This is a genomic window from Actinomycetospora chlora (genome assembly GCF_039542135.1).
GTDB lineage: Bacteria > Actinomycetota > Actinomycetes > Mycobacteriales > Pseudonocardiaceae > Actinomycetospora > Actinomycetospora chlora.
In genome coordinates, this window is sequence record NZ_BAABHO010000026.1 from 44,842 (window position 1) to 70,051 (window position 25,210).

28 protein-coding genes are annotated in these 25,210 nt (G+C 76.5%); 15 read left to right on the top strand and 13 right to left on the bottom strand.

From position 1 onward, the window contains the following. Nucleotides 1-2 precede the first annotated feature (2 nt). Nucleotides 3-959 (bottom strand): GGDEF domain-containing protein, encoded by a 957-nt coding sequence (locus ABD994_RS16950; RefSeq protein WP_345417242.1) that lies wholly within the window; start codon nt 957-959, stop codon nt 3-5. 139 nt (nt 960-1,098) lie between these two features. Here ABD994_RS16950 and ABD994_RS16955 point away from each other — a divergent pair, with 139 nt between their 5' ends. The 3 genes from ABD994_RS16955 to ABD994_RS16965 all read left to right on the top strand — a co-directional run bounded on the left by ABD994_RS16955 (nt 1,099) and on the right by ABD994_RS16965 (nt 3,594). Next, entirely contained in the window at nt 1,099-2,607 is a 1,509-nt protein-coding gene (locus ABD994_RS16955) for a sigma-70 family RNA polymerase sigma factor (protein WP_345417245.1), read from the top strand. Continuing rightward, complete coding sequence (locus tag ABD994_RS16960; RefSeq protein WP_345417248.1) at nt 2,604-3,101, top strand: GtrA family protein; 498 nt, start codon at nt 2,604-2,606, stop codon at nt 3,099-3,101. The genes ABD994_RS16955 and ABD994_RS16960 overlap by 4 nt, the downstream gene beginning before the upstream one ends. Nucleotides 3,102-3,333: 232 nt before the next feature. Next, the gene (locus ABD994_RS16965; protein WP_345417251.1) at nt 3,334-3,594 is read left to right on the top strand and encodes a hypothetical protein; all 261 of its coding nucleotides are present in this window, start codon (nt 3,334-3,336) and stop codon (nt 3,592-3,594) included. 1 nt (nt 3,595) lies between these two features. Here ABD994_RS16965 and ABD994_RS16970 read toward each other — a convergent pair whose 3' ends face one another. Beyond that, nucleotides 3,596-4,441, bottom strand: a complete 846-nt coding sequence (locus tag ABD994_RS16970) for an SDR family NAD(P)-dependent oxidoreductase (protein WP_345417254.1) — start codon at nt 4,439-4,441, stop codon at nt 3,596-3,598. A gap of 60 nt (nt 4,442-4,501) precedes the next feature. Between ABD994_RS16970 and ABD994_RS16975 the strand changes: the two genes are divergently transcribed. Continuing rightward, nucleotides 4,502-5,389 carry a LysR family transcriptional regulator gene (locus ABD994_RS16975; RefSeq protein WP_345417257.1) on the top strand — a complete coding sequence of 296 codons (888 nt, stop codon included), beginning with the start codon at nt 4,502-4,504 and terminating at the stop codon, nt 5,387-5,389. Between the two features lie 14 nt (nt 5,390-5,403). On the opposite strand, the gene ABD994_RS16980 is transcribed toward ABD994_RS16975, so the two are convergent. Both ABD994_RS16980 and ABD994_RS16985 read right to left on the bottom strand, forming a co-directional pair. Beyond that, a complete protein-coding gene (locus tag ABD994_RS16980) occupies nt 5,404-6,684 on the bottom strand; it encodes an ATP-binding protein (protein ID WP_345417260.1) in 1,281 nt (426 codons plus the stop codon). A 9-nt stretch (nt 6,685-6,693) separates the two neighbouring features. Beyond that, nucleotides 6,694-7,371 carry a response regulator transcription factor gene (locus ABD994_RS16985; RefSeq protein WP_345417263.1) on the bottom strand — a complete coding sequence of 226 codons (678 nt, stop codon included), beginning with the start codon at nt 7,369-7,371 and terminating at the stop codon, nt 6,694-6,696. An 85-nt stretch (nt 7,372-7,456) separates the two neighbouring features. Between ABD994_RS16985 and hisN the strand changes: the two genes are divergently transcribed. Next, complete coding sequence (hisN, locus tag ABD994_RS16990) at nt 7,457-8,242, top strand: histidinol-phosphatase (RefSeq protein ID WP_345417266.1); 786 nt, start codon at nt 7,457-7,459, stop codon at nt 8,240-8,242. Here the strand turns inward: hisN and ABD994_RS16995 are convergent. Beyond that, nucleotides 8,239-8,505 (bottom strand): hypothetical protein, encoded by a 267-nt coding sequence (locus ABD994_RS16995; RefSeq protein WP_345417269.1) that lies wholly within the window; start codon nt 8,503-8,505, stop codon nt 8,239-8,241. The genes hisN and ABD994_RS16995 overlap by 4 nt on opposite strands. Before the next feature lie 54 nt (nt 8,506-8,559). On the opposite strand from ABD994_RS16995, the gene ABD994_RS17000 reads away from it, so the two are divergent. Beyond that, nucleotides 8,560-9,045, top strand: coding sequence for a MaoC family dehydratase (locus tag ABD994_RS17000; RefSeq protein WP_345417272.1), 486 nt, complete (start codon nt 8,560-8,562; stop codon nt 9,043-9,045). Here ABD994_RS17000 and ABD994_RS17005 read toward each other — a convergent pair. Together ABD994_RS17005 and ABD994_RS17010 are read right to left on the bottom strand one after the other, a co-directional pair. Further along, nucleotides 8,981-9,673, bottom strand: a complete 693-nt coding sequence (locus tag ABD994_RS17005) for a PH domain-containing protein (protein WP_345417275.1) — start codon at nt 9,671-9,673, stop codon at nt 8,981-8,983. The genes ABD994_RS17000 and ABD994_RS17005 overlap by 65 nt on opposite strands. A gap of 29 nt (nt 9,674-9,702) precedes the next feature. Further along, on the bottom strand, nt 9,703-10,545 hold the full coding sequence (locus ABD994_RS17010) for a biotin--[acetyl-CoA-carboxylase] ligase (RefSeq protein WP_345417278.1): 843 nt from the start codon (nt 10,543-10,545) through the stop codon (nt 9,703-9,705). Between the two features lie 83 nt (nt 10,546-10,628). On the opposite strand from ABD994_RS17010, the gene ABD994_RS17015 reads away from it, so the two are divergent. From ABD994_RS17015 to ABD994_RS17045, 7 genes are all read left to right on the top strand, one after another. Then, nucleotides 10,629-12,272, top strand: coding sequence for an acyl-CoA carboxylase subunit beta (locus ABD994_RS17015; RefSeq protein ID WP_345417281.1), 1,644 nt, complete (start codon nt 10,629-10,631; stop codon nt 12,270-12,272). Then, nucleotides 12,269-12,496: an acyl-CoA carboxylase subunit epsilon gene (locus ABD994_RS17020; protein ID WP_345417284.1), complete on the top strand. Its 228-nt coding sequence runs from the start codon at nt 12,269-12,271 to the stop codon at nt 12,494-12,496. Before ABD994_RS17015 ends, ABD994_RS17020 begins: the two co-directional genes overlap by 4 nt. A gap of 29 nt (nt 12,497-12,525) precedes the next feature. Then, nucleotides 12,526-13,416, top strand: coding sequence for a YceI family protein (locus tag ABD994_RS17025; protein ID WP_345417288.1), 891 nt, complete (start codon nt 12,526-12,528; stop codon nt 13,414-13,416). Between the two features lie 14 nt (nt 13,417-13,430). After that, nucleotides 13,431-13,937, top strand: coding sequence for a mycothiol transferase (locus ABD994_RS17030; protein WP_345417291.1), 507 nt, complete (start codon nt 13,431-13,433; stop codon nt 13,935-13,937). 50 nt (nt 13,938-13,987) lie between these two features. After that, a complete protein-coding gene (locus ABD994_RS17035) occupies nt 13,988-15,817 on the top strand; it encodes an HNH endonuclease signature motif containing protein (protein WP_345417294.1) in 1,830 nt (609 codons plus the stop codon). A gap of 81 nt (nt 15,818-15,898) precedes the next feature. After that, nucleotides 15,899-16,744, top strand: coding sequence for an SAM-dependent methyltransferase (locus ABD994_RS17040; protein ID WP_345417297.1), 846 nt, complete (start codon nt 15,899-15,901; stop codon nt 16,742-16,744). A gap of 11 nt (nt 16,745-16,755) precedes the next feature. Beyond that, entirely contained in the window at nt 16,756-17,418 is a 663-nt protein-coding gene (locus ABD994_RS17045; protein WP_345417300.1) for a Maf family protein, read from the top strand. A 19-nt stretch (nt 17,419-17,437) separates the two neighbouring features. On the opposite strand, the gene ABD994_RS17050 is transcribed toward ABD994_RS17045, so the two are convergent. Next, entirely contained in the window at nt 17,438-18,166 is a 729-nt protein-coding gene (locus tag ABD994_RS17050) for a hypothetical protein (RefSeq protein ID WP_345417302.1), read from the bottom strand. Between the two features lie 206 nt (nt 18,167-18,372). Between ABD994_RS17050 and ABD994_RS17055 the strand changes: the two genes are divergently transcribed. Both ABD994_RS17055 and ABD994_RS17060 read left to right on the top strand, forming a co-directional pair. Further along, nucleotides 18,373-20,181 carry an acetyl/propionyl/methylcrotonyl-CoA carboxylase subunit alpha gene (locus tag ABD994_RS17055; RefSeq protein ID WP_345417305.1) on the top strand — a complete coding sequence of 603 codons (1,809 nt, stop codon included), beginning with the start codon at nt 18,373-18,375 and terminating at the stop codon, nt 20,179-20,181. 18 nt (nt 20,182-20,199) lie between these two features. After that, entirely contained in the window at nt 20,200-20,631 is a 432-nt protein-coding gene (locus tag ABD994_RS17060) for a DUF1707 SHOCT-like domain-containing protein (RefSeq protein ID WP_345417307.1), read from the top strand. A 9-nt stretch (nt 20,632-20,640) separates the two neighbouring features. On the opposite strand, the gene larC is transcribed toward ABD994_RS17060, so the two are convergent. From larC to ABD994_RS17085, 5 genes are read right to left on the bottom strand one after another with little or no spacing between them, the layout of a single operon-like run. Next, the gene (gene larC, locus ABD994_RS17065; RefSeq protein ID WP_345417311.1) at nt 20,641-21,858 is read right to left on the bottom strand and encodes a nickel pincer cofactor biosynthesis protein LarC; all 1,218 of its coding nucleotides are present in this window, start codon (nt 21,856-21,858) and stop codon (nt 20,641-20,643) included. After that, nucleotides 21,848-22,549, bottom strand: a complete 702-nt coding sequence (gene larB, locus ABD994_RS17070) for a nickel pincer cofactor biosynthesis protein LarB (RefSeq protein WP_345417314.1) — start codon at nt 22,547-22,549, stop codon at nt 21,848-21,850. The genes larC and larB overlap by 11 nt, the downstream gene beginning before the upstream one ends. Further along, nucleotides 22,546-23,367 carry an ATP-dependent sacrificial sulfur transferase LarE gene (gene larE / locus ABD994_RS17075; protein ID WP_345417317.1) on the bottom strand — a complete coding sequence of 274 codons (822 nt, stop codon included), beginning with the start codon at nt 23,365-23,367 and terminating at the stop codon, nt 22,546-22,548. Before larE ends, larB begins: the two co-directional genes overlap by 4 nt. After that, nucleotides 23,364-23,651, bottom strand: coding sequence for a hypothetical protein (locus ABD994_RS17080; RefSeq protein WP_345417321.1), 288 nt, complete (start codon nt 23,649-23,651; stop codon nt 23,364-23,366). The genes larE and ABD994_RS17080 overlap by 4 nt, the downstream gene beginning before the upstream one ends. Beyond that, nucleotides 23,648-25,081, bottom strand: a complete 1,434-nt coding sequence (locus ABD994_RS17085) for a lactate racemase domain-containing protein (protein ID WP_345417323.1) — start codon at nt 25,079-25,081, stop codon at nt 23,648-23,650. Before ABD994_RS17085 ends, ABD994_RS17080 begins: the two co-directional genes overlap by 4 nt. Nucleotides 25,082-25,210: the final 129 nt, after the last annotated feature.

The following is a 25,210-nucleotide window of genomic DNA, read 5'->3' on the forward strand; positions in this document are numbered from 1 at the left end:
GGTTACGCGGGGTCCGGCGGGTCCGCCGACGGCGCCTCCCCGCGCAGCCGCTCGAGCAGCGCGCAGGCCCCGTCGTGGGTGGCGGGCAGCCGGGCGATCCGCACCGACGGCGCCCCCCGCACGCCCTCGACGGCGGCCAGCCGGCGGGTCAGCAGGCGGCGCAGTACGGCCGCACGCTCGGCGAGGCCCTCGCGCGGCGCCAGGACGACGACCGTCCCGCGCCCGACGACCGCGATCGACTCGCCCGCGTCGAAGACGACGCCCGCGGCCTCGCCGGCGATGGACAGCGGGGCCACGCGGCGCCAGTCGGCGACGTCGAGGGCGAGGACGACGAGCGCGTGGCCGTCGCCCACCGCGCGGCCGTGGGCGCGGGCGGCGCGGTAGACCTCGGCGAGGCGGGTGCGCAGGTAGCGCACGCTCGCCAGGCCCGAGAGCGGGTCGACCGCGGCCGTCTCGGCGAGGTCGCCGCAGGCCACGTCGGTCCAGGCCAGGGACACGGCGCGCAGCAGCCGGACGCCGTCGGGGCCCTGCGGGTGCCGGCCGGCGGCGGACCGGGTGGCCGCTGCCGGTCCGCGCGGGGAGTCGACGACGGCCGGGCCGTCGGCGCCCCCGGAGCCCGAGACCGCGGTGCTGAGCGCGGCCAGGTCGGTGAGCGTCTCGGCCAGCCCGACCCCCGCCCCGGCCCGCGCGCCGGCCCACCGGCCGAGCGCGCCCTCGACGGCCCGGTCCCGCGACGGCCCCGCGGGGTGCCGCGGCGGTGCGACCGCGCACACCGCGTCCACCGCCGGGTCGGGCCACTCCGCGGCGGCCGCCCAGCCCAGCGCGCGACTGCAGGCGAACCACCGCTCGCGCAGCGCCTGCGCGCGGGCGGGCCGGGCCGTCGCACCGCGCGGGACGGCGCGCTCGGCGTCGATCGGTGCGGCGGGTCCGGCGCTCGACCCGTCCCTGCTGACGTCCATCCCCCGGCGCACTCCCCTGCTCGCGGCTCGCTGACTCTCCCCCGGAGACGCGCGGGGACGTCGCCCATGACGGTGACGGTCACCGTTTCGGCCGTACGGGGGCAGCGACACTCGGCCGGTCGGGTGAGGGGGTGGTGGCGTGTCGGTCGACGACGGCGCGCGTCCCGGGGAGCCCGCGGACGGACCCGGCGAGGACCCGCGCAGCGACGCCGACCTCATCGCCCGGCTGCGCGGCCGGGGCGCGGACCAGGACTCGACCGCCGCGTTCGCGACGCTCTACGCCCGCCACGAGCACTCGGCGAAGGCCCTGGCCCGCCAGCTCGCGCGCTCCCCCGCCGACGCCGACGACCTCGTCGCGGGCGCCTTCACGCGCATGCTCGAGGTGCTGCGCGCCGGCCGCGGACCCACCGAGGCGTTCCGGGCGTACCTGCTCACCTCGGTGCGGCACCTCGCCTACGACCGCACCCGCGCCGAGCGTCGTCTCGACCTCACCGACGACCTCACCGACGTCCACGGCGTCGACCCAGACGGCACCGTCGTCCCGTTCACCGACCCGGCGCTCGCCGGCCTGGAGCGCACGCTTGCCGCGCGGGCGTTCGCGACCCTCCCCGAGCGCTGGCAGGCCGTGCTCTGGCACCTCGAGGTCGAGGGCGACACCCCGGCCGACATCGCGCCCCTGTTCGGGCTGTCCCCCAACGCCGTCTCGGCGCTGGGCTACCGCGCGCGGGAGGGCCTGCGCCAGGCCTACCTGCAGGAGCACCTCGCGTCGTCGTCCGGGCGCTGGGACCGCCGGCACCGCGAGACCGGCGAGCGGCTCGGCGCCTACACGCGCGGCGGGCTCGCGGCGCGCGAGGCCCGCCGCGTCGAGGAGCACCTCGCCGAGTGCGCCGAGTGCCGCGCCCTGGCCGACGAGCTGCGCGACGTCAACTCCGGGATGCTGCGCGCCGTCGTGGCGCCGATCGTGCTCGGCGCGGGCCTCATGGGCTACCTGGCGTCGCGGGGCTCGACGGGCCCGCTCGCCCTCGACGCGAGCGCCGCCGAGCTGGCCGTGGCCGGGGGCGGCGCGCTCGGGGTGCTCGACGCCCTGCCCGCCGCCGCCGTGCACCGGCGCACCGCGGGCGTCCTGGGCCTGGCCGGCGTGGTGGGCGTCGCGGCGTTCGTGGTCGGCGACGTCACCGAGCCGGCGGTGGTCCCGCCGGCGATCGCCGCGCCGGTCGCACCGCTCGTGCCGCCCGTGCCGCCCGTGCCCGTCCCGGCGCTCCCCGTCCCGGGCCCCGACGCGGCCCTGGCCCTCCCGGGCCTCGCCCCCGCTCCCCCGGACGGCGCACGGGGTGGGCCAGCGTGGCGTCCAGGCTGGCGTTCACAGCGTCAGATCGAGGGGAGCACGCCGATAGGGCCACCGGCTCGATCGCACGACACGCCGGTGGCGAGCCGCGCGCCGACGACGAGCCGCGCGACCGAGCCCGCCCGGCACCACCGGCCGGCCCCCTCGCCGCGGACCGTGACGCGCACGTCAGCACCCCCGACGGCGCCCGGCGGGGCCGGCGGCTGTTTCGTCACCACGCGCCTGCCGGTGATCGGCCCGGCCGCGCTGGGGTGCCCGACCGACCCCACGGCGCGGGAGGCGTCCCTAGACTCCGGGCGGTGACCGACGACCGCGCCACGGCGCCCGGCGTGCGGGGCGTGGTCTCCCGGCTGGCCGAGCGGCACGGCGAGCTGGTCAAGTTCGCGACGGTCGGCGCGATCACCTTCGTGGTCGACACGGCCGTGTTCGTCACGGCGAAGTCGACGGTGCTGGAGCCGAAGCCGGTGACCGCCAAGGTCGTCGCCGTCCTCGTCGCGACGATCGTCGGCTACGTCCTCAACCGGGAGTGGTCCTTCCGGCTGCGCGGGGGGCGCGGACGCCCCCACGAGGCGCTGCTGTACTTCGCCGTGTCGGGCGTCGCGCTCGGCCTCAACGCCGCTCCCCTCGGCGTCTCCCGCTACGTCCTGGACCTCGCGACGCCCCAGGTGTCGACGCTGACCGAGCACGTCGCCGATCTCGTCAGCGCCCAGGTCGTCGGCACGCTGCTGGCGATGGTGTTCCGGTGGTGGGCGTTCCGCCGGTGGGTGTTCCCGGACGAGGTCGGGCCCCTGCGCTGAGGTGCCCGACCGTGACCCGGCGACCACGCTGGGGAGCCGTTCGGGGGTACGACCCTCCCCCGACGGACGTCACGCGTGTCCCCCCGGTGGCGCGCGCCACGACCGTCGGTCTCCGGTGACGGTCCGGTCGTCGCCCGAACGCGCGGGGAGTTCCAAGGTTCTTGATACCGTCGGTACCGCCCGACCGGGGGTTCGGTTGGGGTCGGGCCTCAGGACGCGGAGGAGGATCGCTGTGCCCAAGATGCCGTGCCCGCGCCGCCCTGCCGCCGGCCGGAGCGTCCCCGTCGGTCCGCTGCTGGAACCCGACGACCTCGACCAGTGTGACGGGCTGATGGTGCTGGTCCTCGACCCGGTCACCGGCGCCGCCGACACCTACGGACCCTATCCGGCCGGCCGCGCGCGGGCCGAGGCCCACGGTCGGCGTCAGGAGCTCGACGCCGAGGACCTCACTGAGGTCACCGTGGCGCTGGTGCGCCACCACCGCCCGCGGTAGCTCACCCCTCGTCGCGGTCCGTCGACGTCGACACCTCCTCCCAGCGGTCGAGGTCGGCGGCGATCGTCCCCAGCCGCGCACGGATGCCCGTGACGGCGTCGGCGCCCAGCGGCAGCCGCAGCGGCGCGTCGTCGGCGGCGAGCACCCGCAGGATCGCGGCCGCCGCCTTGTCCGGGTCGCCGGGCTGGGTGCCGTCCCCGCCGGTGACGAACGCCCGGGTCGGGCCGACGGTGGCCTCGTACTCGGGCATCGGGGCCGAGAGCACGGCCGCGCCCGGACGGAACAGCTCGGTGCGGAACGCCCCCGGCTCGACGACGAGGAACCGCACGTGGGGGCACTCGAGGGCGGCCGTCTCGGTGAGCGCCTCCAGCGCGGCCTTCGTCGCGCAGTAGACGCCGAAGCCGGGCACGCACACCTGGCCGCCGACCGACGACATCTGCACCACCGCCCCCGAGCCCTGCCGGCGGAAGTGCGGGAGCGCCGCCCGGGTGAGCAGCGCGGGTCCCGTGACGTGCAGGTCGAACAGCGCGCGCAGCTCGTCCTCGGTGGTCTCCTCCAGCGCGCCGACCTGCGTCCGTCCGGCCACGTTGGCCAGGACGTCGAGGCGTCCGTGGCGGGCCACGACGTCGTCGACGGCGGCGGTGAGGTCGGCGGCGGGAGCGGTGACGTCGAGCGCGAGCGGCTCGACCCGGCCGGGGCGGGCGTCGGCGAGGGCGGCGAGCGCGCCGGTGCGCCGGGCCGCGGCGACGACCGTGTCGCCGGCGGCCACGGCCGCCTCGGTGATCGCGCGGCCGAACCCGCTCGAGGCACCGGTGACGAGCCAGACGCGCGACGGGAAAGAGGTCATGCCCCGACCCTGCGCCGGGGCGGGCTGGACGTCCAAGACCAGCTGCGATCACCATCGGCTATGGACGTGCACCTCCGCGACCTGCGCTACTTCGTCGCCGTCGCGCGGGAGCGCCACGTCACCCGCGCGGCCGCGGCGCTGCACGTGTCCCAGCCCGCGCTGAGCAAGCAGCTGCGCGTCCTCGAGCGCCAGGTGGGGGCGGTCCTGCTGCGGCGCCTGCCGCACGGGGTGGAGCTGACGCCGGCCGGCGAGGCGCTGCTGCCGCACGCGCAGGCCGTGCTGGAGCGCAGCGACCGCGCCGCGCGCGACGTCGCGGCCGCGGACCGGCGCCTCGTGGTCGGCGTCAGCACCGGCGTCGGGCGCGGCCTGCTGCCCGCGGTGCGCTCACGGCTCACCGACCCCTCGGCCGCCGTGCCCGGCGTCGACCCGCGGGTGCGCACGGTCGCGTGGGACGACCCCACCGCCGGCCTCGCCGACGGCACGAGCGACGTGGCCGTCGTCTGGGCACCGGTGCCCGGGCGGGTGCGGACGGTCGAGCTCGCCCGCGAGCCGGTGGTGGTGGCCCTCCCGCCGGGCCACCGGCTCGCCGGCCGCGCGTCGGTCGCCTTCGCCGACGTCCGGGACGAGGCGTTCCTGGCGCTGCCGCCCGGAGCGGGACCGCTGCGGGCGCGCTGGCTCGCGGACGAGCACCGCGACGGTCGCCCGGCCCGCGTCGGCGCCGAGGTCCGCACGGTGGAGGAGACCCACGAGGCGCTGATCGACGGCCGCGGCGTCGTGCTGCTGGCCGCGGGGAACGCCGGCGCCCTGCTCCGGGACGGCGTCACGGTCGCCACCGTGACCGACCTGCCACCGTGCGCCCTCGTGCTCGCGTGGCGGGCCGACGACCGCCGGCCCGCGGTGCGGGCCTACGTCGAGGCGTGCCGGGCGGTGGTCGGCGCGCGGGCGTGAGAGCGGCCGCGACCTCAGCGGGGCCCGGTCGAGGGCAGCGGCCGGGGCGCGGCGACCGTGCGGTCGGTGCGCGGCACGGGCAGGAACACGGCGAACGTGGCCGGGCGGGTGCGGGCCAGCTCAAGGCGCCCGCCGTCGGCCTCGACCAGTGCCCGGGCCAGCGCGAGCCCGACGCCGGTGGACGCCGCGCCGGACACCCCGCGGTCGAACACGTGCGGGGCGAGCTCGGGCGGCACGCCGTCGCCGTGGTCGCCGACCTCGACGACGATCGTGTCGTTGTCCGACAGGCGCGCGGTGAGCGTGACCGTGCCCCGGCCGTGGCGGGTCGCGTTGTCGACGAGCACGCCGAGCGCCTCGCGGAACCGGCCCGAGGTCGCGCGGGCGACGAGCCCCTCGGGCGCCCGCACCCGGACCGCGCGGTTCTCGGCCCGCAGCGGGTCGCGCCACTCCTCGGCGACCGCCTCCAGCTCGCCCGCGACCTCGATGGGCGCGGCGCCGGCGGCCCGGGCCTCGCGGGCCGAGGCGAGCAGCTCGTCGAGGACCTCGTTGAGCCGCTCGGCCTGCTCGAGGGCGGCCGCCCCCTCGGCGGCCACGTACTCGTCGGGGTGGGACGAGAGCTCGTCGAGGCGCAGCTGCAGCGCGGTGAGGCGGCTGCGCAGCTGGTGGGACACGTCGCCCACGAGGTCGCGCTCGCGCTGGAGGAGCTCGGCGAGCGCGGTGGCCGAGGAGTCGAGGACGTCGGACACCCGGTCCAGCTCGGGGATGCCGTGGCGGTGCGGCGCGGGACGGAAGTCGCCCGCGCCCAGACGGGCGGCGCGGCCGGCGACCTGCTGGAGCGGGTCGGCGAGCCGCCGCGCGGTCAGCGTCGCCACCACCGCGCCCACCGCGACCGACAGCACCACCGCCGCGACCACCAGCGCCACGGCCTGCAGCTGCCGCGCCCGCATCTCGGCGACCGGCTCGGAGAGCACCGCGGACCCCGAGAGCCCGAACGGCAGCGTCTCGCTGATCGTCCCTCCCGGCGCGGGCACCCCGAGCGTGCTCACCCCGCGCGGCGTCTGCACCACCAGCGAGCCGCCGGGCGGCACCGCGATCCCCACCGCGCTCAGGTCGACCGGCCGGTCGACCGACACCTGGTCGTCCAGCGTCGCGACCACCTGGCGCAGCCGGGAGTTGATGTCCGCGCGCGTGAAGTCCTCGACCAGCCGCCACGTCGTGAGCGCCAGCGGGCCGCCCAGCACCGCCACGGTGATCGTGACGACGATGAGCGTGGAGACGAGGATTCGGCGCCGCACGGGCTCGGCCTAGGTGTTGAAGCGGAACCCGACCCCGCGCACCGTGCTGATGCGCCGGCCCACGCTGCCGCCGTTGCCACCGTCGTCGGCGAGCTTGCGGCGCAACCACGACATGTGCATGTCGAGCGTCTTCGAGGTCTTCATCTCCGGGTCGTTCCACACCTCGCGCAGGATCTCCTCGCGGGAGACCACCTGCCCGGCGTGGGCCATGAGCACCCGCAGGAGCTCGAACTCCTTGTTGGCCAGCCCGACCTCGGCGCCGTCGACCGTGACGCGCCGGGCCGACGGCTCCAGGCGCACGCCGCCGGCCTCCAGCACCTCGGGCGCACGGCGGCGCAGGAGGGCCCGCACCCGGGCCAGGAGCTCGGCGAGGCGGAAGGGTTTGCCCACGTAGTCGTCCGCGCCGGCGTCGAGCCCGACCACGAAGTCGACCTCGTCCGTGCGGGCGGTGAGCATCAGCACCGGCAGGTCGGGCTGGTCGACCCGGACCCGGCGGCACACCTCCAGCCCGTCCATCCCCGGCAGCCCGAGGTCGAGCACCATGAGGTCCGGCCCGGACACGCCCGCCTGGTGGAGCGCGGCCTGGCCGTCGCCGACGACGTCGACCTCGTACCCCTCCCGCTGCAGTGCGCGCGAGAGCGGTCCGGCGATCGCCGCGTCGTCCTCGACGAGCAGCACCATGGTCACACCGCCACAGTAGACCTGCGGCGACACGGGTCGGGCTCCGCTGCGCTGCGCCTCCCGGTCCGCGGCCCTGGCACGATCGCCCGCCGTGACGACCACCGGTGACCTCGCGCTCGCCCTCGCCCTGGCCGACGCCGCCGACGCGGTGACCCTGCCCCGCTTCCGCGCCGCGGACCTGCGCGTCGAGCGCAAGCCCGACCGGACCCCCGTCACCGACGCCGACACCGCCTGCGAGGACCGGCTGCGCGCGCTGCTCGCCACCGAGCGCCCCGACGACGCCGTGCTCGGCGAGGAGCGGGGCGGGGACCTCGGCGCCGGGCGGGTGTGGGTGATCGACCCGATCGACGGCACCAAGAACTTCTCCCGCGGCGTGCCGGTGTGGGCGAGCCTCGTCGCCCTCGTCGAGGGCGGGCGGCCCACGGTGGGCGTGGTCAGCGCCCCCGCCCTGGGCCGGCGCTGGTGGGCGGCCGCCGGGCAGGGCGCCTTCACCCGCGACCCCGCCCGCGGCGTCGAGGAGGGCCGGCTGGCCGTGTCGGGCGTCGGGGACCTGGCCGACGCCTACGTCTCCACCACCGACCTCGACCACTGGCGCACGCTGGGCCGCCAGGACCAGTGGCTCGCGCTCACCCGCGCGTGCTGGGAGAGCCGGGCGTTCGGCGACTTCTGGCACCACTGCCTCGTCGCCGAGGGCGTGCTCGACGCCGCGGTGGAGCCCGAGGCCAACACCTGGGACCTGGCCGCCGCGCAGGTCCTCGTCGAGGAGGCCGGCGGCCGGCTGACCGACCTCGCGGGCGGCACCCGGCCCGACGGGGGCGACTCGCTGACCACCAACGGCCTGCTGCACGACGCCGCCCTCGCGCTGGTGCGCCGCTAGGACGCCCCCGACGCGGCGAGCCGCGCCCACACGAGCCGCCCGAACAGCGAGAAGCAGGCGGCCGACTCGTCGTCGAACCGCGTCCACTCGAACCGGCCACCACCCTCGCACCAGAAAACCTCCCAGGTCCCCTCGTCCGCCCCGTCGTCCGTGCCGGGCGTCGCGCGCACGCACCACGCCCGGTCGGCCTCCGCGCCCACGCTGACCGCCGCCGTGACCACCCCGGCGGCCGACAGCCAGCGGCCCAGCTCCTCGGCTCGCACACGGGGTTCGACGCAGCCGGGGCGCGGACGGTTCCGTGCTGGCACGATCCGGCCGTGAGCGCGCCCGAGATCTACTTCGAGGACCTGCCGGCCGGACGGACCATCGAGCTCGGCACGGCGGTGGTCGACCGCGACGAGATGCTCGCCTTCAACCGCCGCTTCGACCCGCAGCCGTTCCACCTCGACGAGGAGGCCGGCCGCGCCTCGATGCTCGGCGGGCTGTGCGCGTCGGGATGGTTCACCGCGTCGCTGTGGATGCGCTGCTACGTCGACGGGGTGCTCTCCCGCGCGGCGTCGCTGGGCTCACCGGGCGGCGACGAGATCGCCTGGCCGGCCCCGGTCTACCCCGGCGACCGCCTCGACGCGGCGATGGAGATCGTCGCCGCCCGGACCTCGCGCAGCCGCCCGGAGGTCGGGCTCATCACGCTCACCGGCACGTTGACCCGGGAGGACACCGCGGTGTTCCGGGCCCGCTTCACCGGGATGTTCGGGCGGCGCCGGCCCGACGGTCCCGGCGTCGCCGCCAGCGACCCCGCCTGACGGGCCCCGACTCGGGCTCCTCGTCGGGGTCGTCGTCCCACGACCCCCAGTCGTCCCGGGCGTCCTCCTCGGCGTCCTCGGGGTCGTCGGGGTCCTCCGCGACCGCCGGTGCCACCGCCGCCCGGTCCAGCCCCCCGCGCTCGTCGGCGACGCCCTCCACCAGCGACGCGAGCGCCTCCACGTCGCCGAGGCCGGCGAACTCCCACGGCTCCTCGGTGCCCGCCGTGGCCACGACGAGCGTGCCCGCGCCGAGCAGGCGCTCGAGCCCGCTCGAGCGCGTGCGGACCCCGGTGATGGTCGCGCCGGCGACGTCGACGCTCTCCCGGGTCAGGACGCCCTCGCGCACCAGCACCCGCCGGTCGGTGACGACGAGGTGGGTGAAGCGCCAGCGCACCAGCGGCAGGACGGCGAGCCACACGACCGCCACCACGGCGAGCAGCACGAGCGCGAGGCGCACCGCGGTGCGGGTGGTGGCGCTGGGCACCGCGTCGGCCAGCCCGGCGAGCAGGGCCGCGACGAAGACCGCCGCGGGCGGCACGAGCGCCGGGACGACGAGCATGCGCCAGTGCGGGCGGCGGTGGGCGAGCACGTGCTCGCCACGACGCAGCACGCCGTCGGGGTACGCCACGCCCACCCCCTCCCGGGTCGACCCCGAGGCTAGCGAGCCGCGGGCCGCACGTGGACGACGTCGCCGGCCGACACGACGGTGGTGTCCCCGTCCGGGGCACGCACGGCCAGGCGCCCGTCGCGGTCGACGTCCACCGCCCGGCCCTCGAGCAGGCGGTCGCCCGGCAGGAGCACCCGCACCTCGCGGCCGAGGGTCGCGCAGTGCGCGCGGTAGTCGTCGACGAGGCCGGCCGCGACGACGTCGCCGAACGCGGCCCGCCAGCGGGCGTCGAGGTCGGCCAGGGCGCGCAGGACGGCGACGAGGACGGCCTCCCGGCCGACGTCGGCGCCCTGCTCGGCCAGGGACGTCCCCCCGGTGGGCAGGTCGGCGGCCGGCGTCGCGACGTTGAGCCCGATCCCGACGACGAGGGCGCGCTCGGGCCCCTGGCCCGCCCCGACCTCGGCGAGCACGCCGGCGCCCTTGGCCGCGGGGTCGGCGCCGAGCAGCAGGTCGTTGGGCCACTTCAGCGCCGCGGGCACCGACCGGCCGGTGACCTCCCCGACCGCCTCGACCAGCGCGAGCCCGGCCAGCAGCGGCGCCCACCCCCAGCGCTCGACGGCCACCTCGCGGGGGCGCAGCAGCACCGAGAACGTCAGGCCCTCGCCGGCGCGGTCGTCCCACGTCCGGTCGCGGCGGCCGCGCCCCGCGTCCTGGTGCTCGGCGACGAGCACGCTGCGGTCGGGGGCGGGGTCGGCGCCCCCGGTGCGGGCGAGCAGGTCGGCGTTGGTCGAGCCGGTGCGCTCGACGACGGTCACCGACGCCCACGGTCCGGCCGGGGGGCCGAGGGTGCGGCGCAGGGCGCCGGCGTCCAGGGGGGCATCGGGGGGAGGCACGCCGCGCACCGTAGTAGTGCCCCTGATCACCTCCCCGCCGTGAACCCGGGCGGTCTCGGACCTGGTCGCTACAGTGCGCCTCCATGACCGCCGCGACGGAGCCGTTGCCGGAGCCCGGGGACGCCTCGGAGGAGCCGGACGTCCACACCTCGGCCGGCAAGCTGGCCGACTGGTACCGCCGCCAGGACGACGTCGTGCACGCCGGCAGCGAGCGCGCGGTCGAGCGCCAGCACGCGAAGGGCCGCAAGACGGCCCGCGAGCGGATCGACCTGCTGCTCGACGAGGGCAGCTTCCTCGAGTTCGACGCGATGGCGCGCCACCGGTCGACGAACTTCGGCCTCGAGGCCAACCGTCCCTACGGCGACGGCGTCGTCACCGGGCAGGGCACCGTCGACGGGCGCCCGGTCTGCGTGTTCTCGCAGGACGCGACGGTCTTCGGCGGGGCGCTGGGCGAGGTCTACGGCGAGAAGATCGTCAAGGTCATGGACGTGGCCATGAAGATCGGCTGCCCGGTCGTCGGCATCAACGACGGCGGCGGCGCCCGCATCCAGGAGGGCGTGGTCGCCCTCGGGCTCTACGGCGAGATCTTCAAGCGCAACGTGCACGCCTCCGGCGTCGTCCCGCAGATCTCGCTGGTGATGGGCCCCGCGGCCGGCGGCGCGGTGTACTCCCCCGCGCTCACCGACTTCACGGTGATGGTCGACGAGACGTCGTTCATGTTCATCACGGGTCCGGACGTGATCAAGACCGTGACGGGCGAGGACGTCGGGTTCGAGGAGCTGGGCGGCGCCCGCACCCACAACGCGACCTCCGGCAACGCCCACTACCTGGCCTCCGACGAGGAGGACGCGATCTCGTTCGTCCAGGAGCTGCTGGGCTACCTGCCGTCGAACAACCTCACCGACCCGCCGCGCATCCCGGGCGAGGAGGAGACCGGCTCGGTCCCCGACGGCATCGGCGAGACCGACCTCGAGCTCGACACCCTGGTGCCCGACTCGCCGAACCAGCCGTACGACATCCGCGAGGCCATCACCCGCGTCGTCGACGACGGCGACTTCCTGGAGATCCAGGCGCTCTACGCGTCCAACATCGTCACCGGCTACGGCCGCGTCGAGGGGCGCCCGGTGGGCATCGTGGCCAACCAGCCCACGCAGCTCGCGGGCTGCCTCGACATCGGGGCCAGCGAGAAGGCCGCGCGGTTCGTGCGCACGTGCGACACGTTCAACATCCCGGTGCTGACCTTCGTCGACGTGCCGGGTTTCCTGCCCGGCACCGACCAGGAGTACAACGGCATCATCCGCCGCGGCGCGAAGCTGATCTACGCCTACGCCGAGGCGACGGTCCCGCTGGTGACGGTCATCTGCCGCAAGGCCTACGGCGGCGCCTACGACGTCATGGGGTCCAAGCACCTCGGCGCCGACGTCAACATCGCCTGGCCCACCGCGCAGATCGCCGTCACGGGCGCCTCGGGCGCCGTGAGCATCCTGTACCGCAAGGAGCTCAAGAAGGTCGAGGACGACGGCGGCGACGTCGAGGCCCGGCGCGCCGAGCTGCAGCAGGAGTACGAGGACACCCTCGCCAACCCCTACGTCGCGGCCGAGCGCGGTTACGTCGACGCGGTGGTCCCGCCGTCGCACACCCGCGGCTACGTGGCCCGGGCGCTGCGGATGCTGGAGACCAAGCGCGAGACGCTGCCGCCGCGGAAGCACGGGAACGTGCCCCTGTGAGCGAGGGAGACGAGCCCGTTCGGCCGTTCCTGCGCGTCGTGCGGGGGGAGCCCGACGCCGCCGAGCTGGCCGCGCTGACCGTCGTGCTCGCGTCCGCGGGCGGCGGGGGTGAGGATGAGCCGGACCCGACACCGCCGTCGGGCTGGGCCCGCCGCGTCGACCTCGTGCGCGGTCCCGTCCACCCCGGTCCGGGTGGGTGGCGGGCCTCGGCCCGTCCCCGCTGACGTCCGCTCTCCGATCCCCTGGTGACCTGATGGCCCTGCTGCGCCGACGCCGTCGCACGCTCGTCGGCGGCGAGTCCTACCGCGACGCCGACCACGCGCTCATGCCGATCCCGCCCACCGGCGGGCTCGTGAGCTGCCAGCTCCGCAACACGGAGGGCCGCCCGCTGCCGGGCGTCGCCGTCGCCGTCGTGGAGACCGAGGGGCTGCGGCGGGTGGTGACGGAGTCGCCGACCGACCCGTTCGGCTTCTACACCGCGGCGGTGCCCAGCGGCTCGTACACCCTGCGCGCGAGCCTGGGTGGCTACCGCACGCTGACCCGCGACATCCTCGTCGGCCGCGGCGACCACGCCGCCCTGGGCGCGCTGACCCTCACCCCTGACCAGGGCAGCACCCGCCCGTCGCCGGGCGAGTGGGTGATCGACGACGCCCACAGCCGCCTGGGGTTCGTGGCGCGGCACATCGCGCTGTCGCGGGTCTACGGCCAGTTCACGCGGTTCCGCGGCTCGATCCACGTGGCCGAGGACCTGGAGGACTCGAGCATCGACGTCGTCATCGACGCGGCCAGCATCGAGACCCACAACGCCCAGCGCGACGCGCACCTGCGGTCCCAGGACTTCCTGGCCGTCGACGACCACCCCCAGCTCCAGTTCTCCAGCACCCGCTTCGCCGTGCGCGCGGGCAACGCCTGGACGATCGACGGCGACCTGACGATCCGCGGCCGCACCAACGACGTCCGGCTCGACACGACCTACCTCGGCACGCAGTCGTGGAACGGCACCCGGATCGGGGCGACGGCCACCACCTCGCTGCACCGGGAGCACTTCACGCTCAACTGGCAGCAGATGGTGGCCCGCGGGATCCCCGTCGTCGGCTCGACGATCCAGATCCACCTGGACGTGCAGGCGGTCCTGCAGCTGTAGAGCAAGCTCCGGTCATGGTCGCGTTCCCGAAGCCCACCGCCGTCCGCGGCTCCCGCGCCGAGGTCCTCCTCGGCTACCTCGACTACTTCCGCGAGCGCGCGATCGAGAAGCTCGGGGAGCTGCCGAGCGACGAGGTCGCGCGCAGCCGCCTGCCGACGGGGTGGTCGCCCCTGGAGCTGCTGCACCACCTGCGCCACGTCGAGCGGCGGTGGCTGGAGTGGGGCTTCCTGGGTCTCGCTGTCGACGACCCGTGGGCCGACTCCCACCACGGCCGGTGGTTCGTCCCCGACGACCTGGGGCCGGACGCCGTGGTCGCCGCGCTGCGGGCACAGGGCGAGCACACCCGCGCCGTCGTCGCCGACCACGCGCTCGACGAGGTCGGCCGGCCCGGGCCGCGGTGGAACGGCGCGGCCCCGGCGACGCTCGAGCGGGTGCTGCTGCACCTGGTGCAGGAATACGCGCGTCACCTCGGGCACCTCGACGTGGTGGTGGAACTGTCGACCGACGGGGCCGGGCAGTGAGTCGTCTGAAGCGGCCCCTCGTTGTCGGGGGTCGGCGCTAGTCTGTTGTCGTGTTCGAACAGGTGTTCGCATCGCTGCCCGAGGGGATCGCCACGGCGACCCCCGGGCCGGTGCTGGGCGCGCTGCTCGAGCAGGTCGACCCACGCGCCGTGTCGGCCCACGACGCGGTGACGCTGGCGCTCGGGTGGCGGCGCCAGCTGTCCCACCACGAGGCGCGGTTCGCCCTCGCCGCGCGCGAGGCGGCGCTGGCCGATCCCGAGCAGCCCGGCGAGCGGCGCGAGGGCTCGGCGACCGTCGGCGGCGACGAGCTGAGGGTCGCCCTGTCCGAGTCCCGCACGCGGGTGTCGGCGATGCTGGATCGGGCGGACACGGCGATCGCCGCCATCCCGGAGCTGTGGGCGGCGTGGGACGCCGGCTCGGTGGACGCGGACCGCGTGCGCCTCTGCGTCACCTGGACGTCCTCGCTGTCGACGGAGCACGCCGCACGGGTGGTGCGCACGGTGCTGCCGGAGGCGCCGCGGCTGACGCTCTCCGGCCTGATCGAGCGCCTCCAGCAGCTGGCGTCGGCCATCGACCCGGAGTGGGCGGCGCGCCTGTACGACAACTCCCGCCGGCAGCGTCGCGTCCGCGCCCGGCGGACCGAGTCGGGCACGCTCAACGTCTCGGGTCTCGACCTGCCGCTCGACGCCGGGGCGCGCTCGGTGGCGCACGTGGACCGGCTCGCGATGCGGGCCAAGGCGCTCGGGCACCCGGGGCTGCTCGACACCATCCGCGCCGACCTCTACCTGGCCCTGCTCAGCCCTCGCACCGCCGGGTGCGACGACGACGCCCTCGTCGCCGCCGTCGTCGCCGCGGCCGACCCGCGCGACCCGCGCGGCCGCCGGACGCCCGTCCAGCACGGCGGGCGGGGACCGGCCGGCGACGAGCCGGCCGACCCCGGCGACGGCCACGACCAGGAGAGCGATGACCGCGACGACGGCGAGGACGGCGAGGACGCGGCCGTCGAGGGCGGCCGGCGCGCCGAGCACCGGAGCGGTTCGCCGCGGGGCCGCATCGAGGTGCGGGTCGGCCTGCTCACCCTGCTCGGGCTGGACGAGAAGCCCGGACTGATGCCCGGCTACGGCGTCGTGCACGCGGCGTTCGCCCGGCAGTTCACGCGGCAGCTCTGCCGAGCCGAGTGGCGGGTGGCGGTCACCGAGGCCGACGGGCACCTCGCGGCCGCGCTGGTGACCCGCCGCCGACCGCGGGGGTACGCGACCACACCGTTCGACGACCCGCCGGTGGCACCGCGGCCGGTGGTCGAGCTGCTCGTCACCCAGGCCGAGCTCACGAGGCTGCGCCTGGACCACCACCCGCTGTGGGCCGAGGTCGTCGCCGACCTGCAGGACCAGCTGCGGGCGTGGCATCCGCCCGACGAGAACACGCCGGAGGCGGCCGACCGGCGCGCCCCGTCGGCCGCGCTGGCGCGGTGGATCCAGGCGCGGGACCGGTCGTGCGTGTTCCCGCCCTGCCGGGCGTCCGCGGTGGTCGCGGACATCGACCACACGAGGCCGGTGGCCGCGCACGGGCGGACCCTCGCCGGGAACCTCGGCCCGCTGTGCACGCACGACCACCGCCTCAAGCACGGGTACGGGTGGCGGCTGGACCAGTCCTCCCCCGGCACCTTCGTCTGGACCAGCCCCACCGGCCACACCTACGCGCGCCCGCCGCGGCCGGTGATCCCGGACCTCCCCGACCCGGCGCCCGGCCGTTACCGGTCGAGCACGTCCCCGGAGACCCGCGCCGGCGACGACCCGATCTGGATCGACGACCCCTACCCCGACGTGCCTCCGCCGGGGCGACCACCACCGGGCAGGCCGGACGACCCGCCGCCGTTCTGAGCGGGCGGGCCCGGCCGTCGCGTCGCGGACCGGGCCTCGTGCCCGCGGCGGTTACGGTGATGCCGTGCGCGGGGGCCGGCGGTGACCGAGGGGTTCGACAGCGAGGTGCCGTCGCCCGCGCGGATGTACGACTACTACCTCGGCGGGCAGGACAACTTCGCGGCCGACCGGGAGGCCGCCGAGGCGGTGATCGCCAGCCACCCCGACCAGCGCCAGCTCGCCCGCAACAACCGGGCGTTCCTGGCCCGGGCGGTCGAGCACCTCGCCGCCGCGGGGATCACGCAGTTCGTCGACATCGGCACCGGTATCCCGACCTCGCCGACCGTGCACGAGGTGGCCCGCCGCACCCACCCCGACGCGCGGGTCGTCTACGTCGACGACGACCCGGTGGTGCTCGCCCACGCCCGGGCCCTGCTGGCGGAGGACCCGGCGGTCGCGGTGGTCGGGGCCGACATGCACCAGCCGGAGGACGTCACCACACACCCCGACGTCGACCGCCTCGTCGACTTCGGCCGGCCGGTCGGGGTGCTGTTCGTCGCGGTGCTGCACTTCTCCCCGGGCGACGAGCCTCGGCGCATCATCGAGCACTTCCGCCGGCGCATGGTGCCGGGGTCGTACCTCGTGCTGTCCGTGGGCAGCTCCGAGGGCCTCGACGAGGCGGAGGTCGCCGAGATCCACGAGGCCTACGCCCGCACACCGCGCGGCGGGCACCTGCGCTCCCGCGAGGAGATCGCCGCCCTGTTCGACGGCTTCGAGCTGGTCGAGCCCGGGCTCGTGGACGTCAGCCGCTGGCAGGGCTTCGAGCGCCCGACGCACCTGTCGATCCTCGCCGGGGTCGGCCGGCGGCTCGACGACGCCGACGGGCTGGACACCGACGGGCTGGACGCGGCTGACCGGCACGCAGCCGCGGAGGACGGCCCGACGTAGGGTGCCGCCCCGTGCGTCTGGTGCTCGCGTCCGCGTCCCCGGCCCGGCTGGCCGTCCTCCGAGCCGCGGGGGTGGAACCGCTCGTCGACGTGTCCGACGTCGACGAGGACGCCGTCGTCGCCGAGCTCGGCGAGGGGGCCACGCCCGAGGACACGGTGTCCGCGCTGGCGCTCGCCAAGGCGCGCACCGTGGCCGCGCGGGTGGCCGCCGCGGAGCCGGACTGCGTGGTCGTCGGCGCCGACTCGATGCTCTGGCTCGACGGCGAGCTGGTCGGCAAGCCCGGGTCGGTCGACGCCGCGCGCGGCCGCTGGGACCAGATGGCGGGCCGCGCCGCCGACCTGTTCACCGGCCACGCCCTGGTGCGCGTCACCGAGGGCGCCCCCAGCCGCGAGGTCACCGGCCACGCCCGCACCGCCGTCGCCTTCACCGAGCCGACGACCGCCGAGCTCGAGGCCTACCTGGCCAGCGGCGAGCCGCTCGCGGTGGCGGGCGCCTTCACCCTCGACGGGCGCGGCGGCTGGTTCGTCGAGGGCATCGAGGGCGACCCCTCCAACGTCGTCGGCCTGAGCCTGCCGCTCACCCGCCGCCTGCTCGCCGAGATCGGTATCGGCGTCGACGCGCTGTGGGCGGCCCCGGCACCCGTGCCGCCGACGGTGCCGACGAGCGCGCCCTAGTCCCGCCGGCCGGGAACGGTCAGGAGGTGGGGCCGGGCTCGAGGCGCAGCGACCGCACCACCAGGTCCGCGGCGTCGCCGTCGGCCGCGGTCTGCGCCGACGGCCTCACGACGGCGAGCACCGCGAGCGTCCGGCCCGGCGCGGCCAGGGTGCTGACGCGCACGAGCGCGCCGTCGAGCGCGCCGCCCTCGACGCGGCGCACGGAGGTGCGGGTCGGGAGGTCGGCGATCCCGTCGGCGCCGTCGGCGAGGGCCGCGGTGTCGGCGCCCGGGGCGAGGAGGTCGGCGTAGGCGTCGGCCAGCCGCCGCGCCTCGGCGTCGAGGGCCTCGTCGCCGGCCGGGTCGGGCGCGGCGGGGTCGGCGCGGGCCGGGACCCGGCCGGGATCGGCCAGGCCGACGAGCACGACGGCGTCCTCGCCGCGCTGCACCGTCGTGGCGTCCGGGAAGCGCCCGGCCGGCACCTCGACGACCTGCTGGAACGTCGCGACCCGCCAGCCCGGCGGGACCACCACCGACGTGGCCGTGGCGGCGTCGGTGACCCGCTCCGCCTCGGGTGCGGGCCCACCGGGCCCGGTCGGGGCCGGCTCGACCGGGCCTGGCGCCGCGGGCACGGGCGCCGGCTGCGCGACAGCCAGGCGCAGCGACGTCGCCCGGTCGGCGTCGACCGCCCCGGCGACCACCGCGACGAGGCCGGCGAGCACCAGCACGGACGCGCACACGGCCACCGACCGCCACCACCAAGGCTGCATCGGTCGCCGACCGTAGCCACGCCCGTCGTGTGACGCGCACCGGGGCGGGCGGGCCGCGAGGTCCGGTCGTGTGGTCATGACCACGCCCGTGCCCGCGACGGGTCCGCACCGAGTACGAGAGAGTGACCCGCAGGAGCGTCCGTCCGGCCGCCCCTAGACTGCCCCGACCGTCCAGGTTCAGCGACGATCCTCCAGGAGGTCCACGAATGGCCGCGTCCGCCCCGGCGGGGTTCGACCCGCTGCACACCGTCCTCGTCGCCAACCGTGGCGAGATCGCGGTGCGGGTCGTGCGCGCCTGTGCCGACGCCGGACTGCGCAGCGTCGCGGTGTACGCCGACCCGGACCGCGACGCGCCCCACGTGCGCCTGGCCGACCAGGCGTTCGCCCTCGGCGGCGAGACCGCGGCCGAGTCGTACCTGGACGTCGAGAAGCTGATCAACGCGGCCCGCGAGACCGGGGCGAACGCGGTGCACCCCGGCTACGGCTTCCTCTCGGAGAACGCCGACTTCGCCCAGGCCGTCATCGACGCCGGGCTGATCTGGATCGGGCCGTCGCCGCAGGCCATCCGCGACCTGGGCGACAAGGTCACCGCACGCAAGATCGCCGAGCGGGCCGGGGCGCCGCGGGTGCCGGGCACCGAGGACCCGGTGAAGGACGCCGACGAGGTCATCGCCTTCGCCGACGAGCACGGGCTGCCGGTGGCCATCAAGGCCGCGTTCGGCGGCGGCGGGCGCGGCATGCGCGTGGCCCGGGAGCGCGAGGAGATCGCCGAGATGTTCGACGCCGCGGTCCGCGAGGCCGTGTCGGCGTTCGGGCGCGGCGAGTCGTTCGTCGAGCGCTACCTCGACCGCCCGCGCCACGTCGAGGCGCAGGTCATCGCCGACCAGCACGGCAACTGCATCGTCGTCGGCACCCGCGACTGCTCGCTGCAGCGCCGTCACCAGAAGCTCGTCGAGGAGGCGCCGGCGCCGTTCCTCACCGACGAGCAGCGCAAGCGCATCCACACCTCGGCCCGCGACATCTGCGTCGAGGCCGGCTACTCCGGCGCCGGCACCGTCGAGTTCCTCGTCGGCGAGGACGGCGTGATCTCGTTCCTCGAGGTCAACACCCGCCTGCAGGTCGAGCACCCCGTCTCCGAGGAGACCAGCGGGATCGACCTGGTGCTCGAGCAGTTCCGCATCGCCGCGGGCCAGCACCTGCGGTTCACCGAGGACCCGGAGCCGCGCGGGCACTCCATCGAGTTCCGCATCAACGGCGAGGACGCCGGCCGCGGCTTCCTGCCCGCCCCCGGCACGGTGACCCGCTTCGTCGCCCCCGACGGCCCGGGCGTGCGCGTCGACTCGGGCGTCGAGACCGGGACGGTCATCGGCGGCCAGTTCGACTCGATGGTCGGCAAGCTCGTCGTCACCGGCGAGGACCGCGAGCAGGCCATCGCCCGCTCGCGCCGCGCGCTCGACGAGCTCGTCGTCGAGGGCCTGCCCACGGTCATCCCGTTCCACAAGACCGTGCTGCGCGACCCGGCCTTCACCGCGCCCGACGGCGCCGAGTCGTTCACCGTGCACACGCGGTGGATCGAGACCGAGTTCGACAACCAGATCCCGCCCTACGAGGGCGCGCCCGCGCAGGACGAGGACGAGGCGGCGCCCCGGCAGACCGTCGTCGTCGAGGTCGGCGGCAAGCGCCTCGAGGTCTCGCTGCCCGGCGACCTCGCGCTCGGCGGCGGGGGCGGCGGCCGCGCGGCCGCCCCGGCGAAGAAGAAGCGCCGCTCCTCCGGCGGCGGCGCCAAGGTCTCCGGCGACGCGGTCACCGCGCCGATGCAGGGCACCGTGGTCAAGGTCGCGGTGTCCGAGGGCGACACGGTCTCCTCGGGCGACCTCATCGTCGTCGTCGAGGCGATGAAGATGGAGAACCCGGTGACCGCCCACAAGGACGGCGTCGTCACGGGCCTGACGCTCGAGGCGGGCTCGAGCATCAACCAGGGCGCCGTGATCTGCGAGATCCCCGACGCGTCGTAGGACGCGCATACTCGGGTCATGGCCGACATCGGGGCGCACGAGCGCGAGCTGGCGATGGAGGCGCTCGACGAGCACCGCCGCGCCGGACGACTCGAGCGCGCCGAGCACGCCGGCCGGTGCGCCACGGCGTCCCGCGCGAGCACGCGCGCGGAGCTCGACGCCCTGTTCGCCGACCTGCCCGATCCGCACCCCGCCTTCCCCACCGCGGCCCCCCGCGGCGGGCCGGCGACCCCGGCGACCCCGGCGACCCCGGAGGCCCCCGAGCTGCCCGAGCTCGTCGCCCCGGGCGGTGCGGCCATCGCGCGGCACGCCGGGCTCATCTCCCTGCTGACGCCGGCCGTGGCGGCCGTGCTCTTCGCGCTCAGCGGCGGCCGCTTCCCCTGGATCTTCGTGCTCGTCCCCGTCGTGATCGCCGCCGTCGCCTGGATCTCCCACCGCAACGGCGGCTGAGGGCCGGGCTCAGGCGTCCGGTGGCGGGAGGGCCGCGACCACCCGCGCGGCCACCTCCCGGGCCGGGACGCCCAGCGCCTCGGCCGCGGCCTCGACGTCGGCCGGCTCGGGCTTGGCCGTGCGGCGCCCGTCGCCGTGCTCGGCGATCTTGACCGGAATCCGGCACGGCGCGCCGGGTCCGCCGATGTCCACCTCGACGATGTGCCGGGGCAGCGTCGCCCGCTCCCAGCGCGACCACCGCACTCCCAAGGTCGTCGTGTGCGCGAAGACCCGGTCGACGACGGCCGGGCGCACGGCCTCGTCGCAGACGGCGGTGAGCACCTGCCCGGGCCGCCCGTGCCGGCCGATCACCGGCGTCGTCCAGCAGTCCCACGCCCCGGCGGCGCGCACCGCCCGCAGGACCGACGGCCACAGCTGGGGGTCGAGATCGTCCACGGTGGCCTCGACGAGCACGACCTCGCCGTCGGCGGGCCCGGGTCCCGCGACGGCCGTGCCCAGCACCACCCGCGTGACGTTGGGGCGGTCCGGCGGGTCGCGGCGTCCGCCGCCGACGCCGCTCGCGCGGACGGTCATCGCCGGGAAGGGCCCCGGCCGGGCGGCGGAGGCGACCAGCGCGGCCCCCGTCGGTGTCGTGCGCTCGCCCGCGAGCTCCCCGCCCGCCAGCCCGAGCCCCGCGATCGCGGCGATCTCGACCACCGCCGGGCCGGGCACGGGCAGGACGCCGTGGCGCGCCCGCACCGTGCCGTGGCCGGTAGCCAGCGGCGAGCACCGCACGAGCGCGCCCGGGTCGAGCAGACCGAGGTCCTCGAGCGCCGCCGCCGCGCCCACCACGTCGGCGAGCGCGTCGTGGGCCCCGACCTCGTGGAAGTGCACCTCGGCGGGGTCCGCGCCGTGCACCGCCCCCTCGGCGCGGGCCAGCAGGCCGAACACGTCCCGGGCGAAGGCGTGGCCGCGCTCGCCCAGCTCGGCCCGCGCCACGAGCGCGAGGACCTCGGCGAGGTGCCGCTCCGTCGCCTCCACCGGCTCGGTGACGTGCACCCGCCGGCAGCCGAGGCCGCCACGCCGGTCGCGGGAGACGCGCAGGCCCAGGCCGGGCAGCCCCAACGAGGCGACCGCCCCCGCCACCCGCTGCTCGTCGGCCCCGGCGTCGATCAGGGCGGCGACGAGCATGTCCCCGGCCACCCCGGCGCCGGCGTCGATCCAGGCGACCGGCGTCTCAGCGGTCACCGCGGACCCGGTGCACGATCTTCGCGGCGTGCACCGCGGCCCCGAACCCGTTGTCGACGTTGACCACGACCAGACCCGGGCTGCACGACGCGAGCATGGCCGCGGCCGTCGCCAGACCGCCGGCGGCCACGCCGTAGCCGACGCTCGTCGGCACCCCGATCACCGGGGCCGGGACCAGGCCGGCGACCACGCTGGGCAGGGCGCCGTCCATCCCGGCGGCGACGACGACCGCGTCGGCGTCCCGGATCGCGTCCAGGTGGCCCAGCAGGCGGTGCAGGCCGGCGACCCCGACGTCGGCGACCAGGCGCACGCCCACCCCGAGCGCCGCGAGCGTCGCCCGGCACTCCCCCGCGACCGGCAGGTCGGTGGTGCCGGCGGTGAGCGCGACGACGTCACCGACCGGCGGCGGCAGCGCCCCGACCGTGACGGTCCGCCCGACCGGGTCGGCGGCGACGGCCTCGCCGGGAAAGGCGTCGCGCGCCGCGTCGAGCACCGCTGGCGGGCACCGGGTCGCCAGGGCCGGACCCCGCGGGTCGGTCCGGCGCAGCTCGGCGAGCAGGCGCAGCGTCTGCTCCGGGGTCTTGCCCTCGCCGTAGACGACCTCGGGCACGCCGGTGCGGCGGCGGCGGTCGGTGTCGAGCTCGGCGAAGCCCCCGACCCCGAGGGTGCCGGGGGTGGTCCCGTCGGTCATCCCGGCCGTTCCACGGGCGTCAGCGTGAGGTTCAGCGCGCCGGAGCGGAAGGGCTCGTCGTCGATCTCGGCCTCCTCGTAGCCGGCGGCGAGCACGGCGCGCAGCACTGCGGCGCGGTGGGCCGGGTCCCGGACGCGGTCGAGCTCGTCGGCGGCCAGGGACACCCGCCCGAGACGGCCGTGGTGGCGGACCCGCAGGACGCGGTGCCCGAGCGCCTCGACCGCGCGCTCGGCGCGGTCCACCTGCGCGAGGACCGGCGCGCTCACCGGCGTCCCGTACGGCAGCCGGGACGCCAGGCACGGCGATGCCGGCTTGTCGGCGCTGGGCACGCCGAGGCGGCGGGCCAGGGCGCGCACCGCGTCCTTGCCGAGCCCCTCCTCGAGCAGCGGGTGGCGCACGCCGTGCTCGGCGGCGGCCCGGAGCCCGGGTCGCCAGTCGCCGGTGTCGTCGGCGTTGGCGCCCGAGAGCACGGCGGGCAGGCCCCGCGCGGCAGCCAGGACGCCGAGCCGGTCGTACAGCTCGGTCTTGCAGTGGTAGCAGCGGAAACGGTCGTTGCGCCGGTACGCGGCCCGCTCGAGCTCGGCGGTGTCGACGACCTCGTGGGCGATCCCGACCGCCGCGGCGACCGCCCGCGCCCCGTCGAGCTCCCCGCTCGCGAGCGCCGGCGACGCGGCGGTGACCGCCAGCGCCCGCCCGCCCAGCTCGCCGGCCGCCACCGCGGCGACCACCGACGAGTCGACCCCGCCCGAGAACGCCACGACCGCCCCGCCGAGCGCCGCGACGCGGGCCCGCAGGCCGGGCAACGGGTCCGGGGTCACGCCCCCTCCCCGGTGCGCCGGCGGGCCGCCGCGAGGAGGTCCTCGGCGGGCCAACCGTCGTCGAGGGCCTGGCAGGCGCGCAGGAAGGAGCCCGGGTCGCGGCCGTGGCGCCGGGCGGCGAGCGTGATCGGCTCCCGCAGCGCGCCGCCGCAGTACGCGCAGGGCACACCGATCGCCGCCAGCAGCCGCAGGGCGGACCCGTCGGGGTGCCGGCGCAGCAGCTCGGTGATCGTCGTCGAGCCGCGCACCCGCGCGGGTGCCGCGGGCACGGCGGACCCGGTCACCGCAGCGCCTCCTGGGGGAAGCGCAGCGGCTGGGCGTCGAGCCGGACCATGTTCGCGGGCAGCTGGTAGCGGGCGTAGGGCAGGATCACCACCTTGGCGTCCGGCCCGTGGCGCTCCATCGCCGCGGCGAAGGCCTCGTCGAGCGAGGTCGTGGCGTCGATGCCGATGTCGGCGGCCATCTCCAGGTTCTCCGCGAGCGTGACCAGCGTGAGGTGCTTCTTGAGCATCACCTCGTAGATGGGCGCCCAGATACAGCCGGCCCACATCTGGATGACGCGGGCGTGGATGTCGCGCAGCATCCGCTCGTAGTTGGCCTGCGTCGGCGGCATGTAGGGCTTCATGAGGTCCATCAGCGCGAGCCCCGGGAAGTCGCCGATCGCGGTGTGCACCCCGGGCGACGGGCTCGTGTAGATGATCGTGCCGCCGTCGCGGACCACGTAGTCCGCGGACATGCAGCCCCAGCCGGTGTGGAAGAACAGGTGGTCGGTGGGGGCGAAGACGCCGCAGATGGCGATGTCCGCCGGCCCCTGCTCGGCCAGCGGCTCGAACGTGTAGATCGCGTTGAACCGCTCGATGGCCCGGCGGTGGGACACGGGGTGCGGGCCGAAGTACATCTCGATCACCCGCCCCCGGGTGTCGAGCAGGACGTCGAGGGTCGCATCGAGGCCGGCCATGGTCGCGATCTCGTCGATGTCCGAGCGCATCGGGCCGGCCAGCGCGCCGTAGTGCGTCTGCGGCGACATCGTGAAGTTGGCGTGGTTGGCCTCGATCGTCGCGTCCGCGCAGACGCCCGGCATGATCAGCTTGCCGCCGCCGCCGTAGCCCCAGTGGTTCGCCTGGGCCTGCCCGATCGAGATCACGACGTCGTGGTCGGTGATCGAGCGGTGCACGTAGGCGGGCGTGCCCCGGGACGTGACGCCGAGGTAGGTGTAGGCGTCGTAGTTCAACGGGTCGTTCTGCAGCAGGGGGATGCCGAGCCGGGCCATCCGGTCGAGGTTCTCCCGTCCGACCTTCTGCTCGATGTCGGAGTCCGAGAGCGGGAAGACCTTCCCGTTGCCCGTGATGACGGTGGCCTCGGTCGTCCCGGCCCGCTCGATCTCGTCGAGGACCGCCGGCAGGATGCGGGACGCGGGCGTCGGGCGGAACTGGTTGTCGATGACGACGGTGACGCTGCGTCCGCCGGCGAGGAGCTCGGCGAGCGTCGGGCCCGCCACCGGCGACGACAGCGCCCGGCGGGCCTCCGCCGTGGTGTCCGGGACCGGCGGGGGCTCGTCCGGGTAGATCGCGGCCAGCAGGTTCGCCGCCGGCATCTCGAGCTCGAGCTCGTCGCGGTGGACCAGGGTGTCGTCGCCGGCGGACCCGATCGTCAGCGGGTCCAGCGACTCGTAGGGGATCCTCGCCCGGTACGTCTCCCGGTGTGGCTCGGTCATCGACGACCACCTCTCCCCGTCCGCCTCGACCGTATGTTTCGTACCATGCGTTCACCCTCGGCGTAACCCGTGTCTCCCTGCGCCGGGGCGAGGAACAGGACCACGACGCGAGGCGTTGGCGAAGTGGTC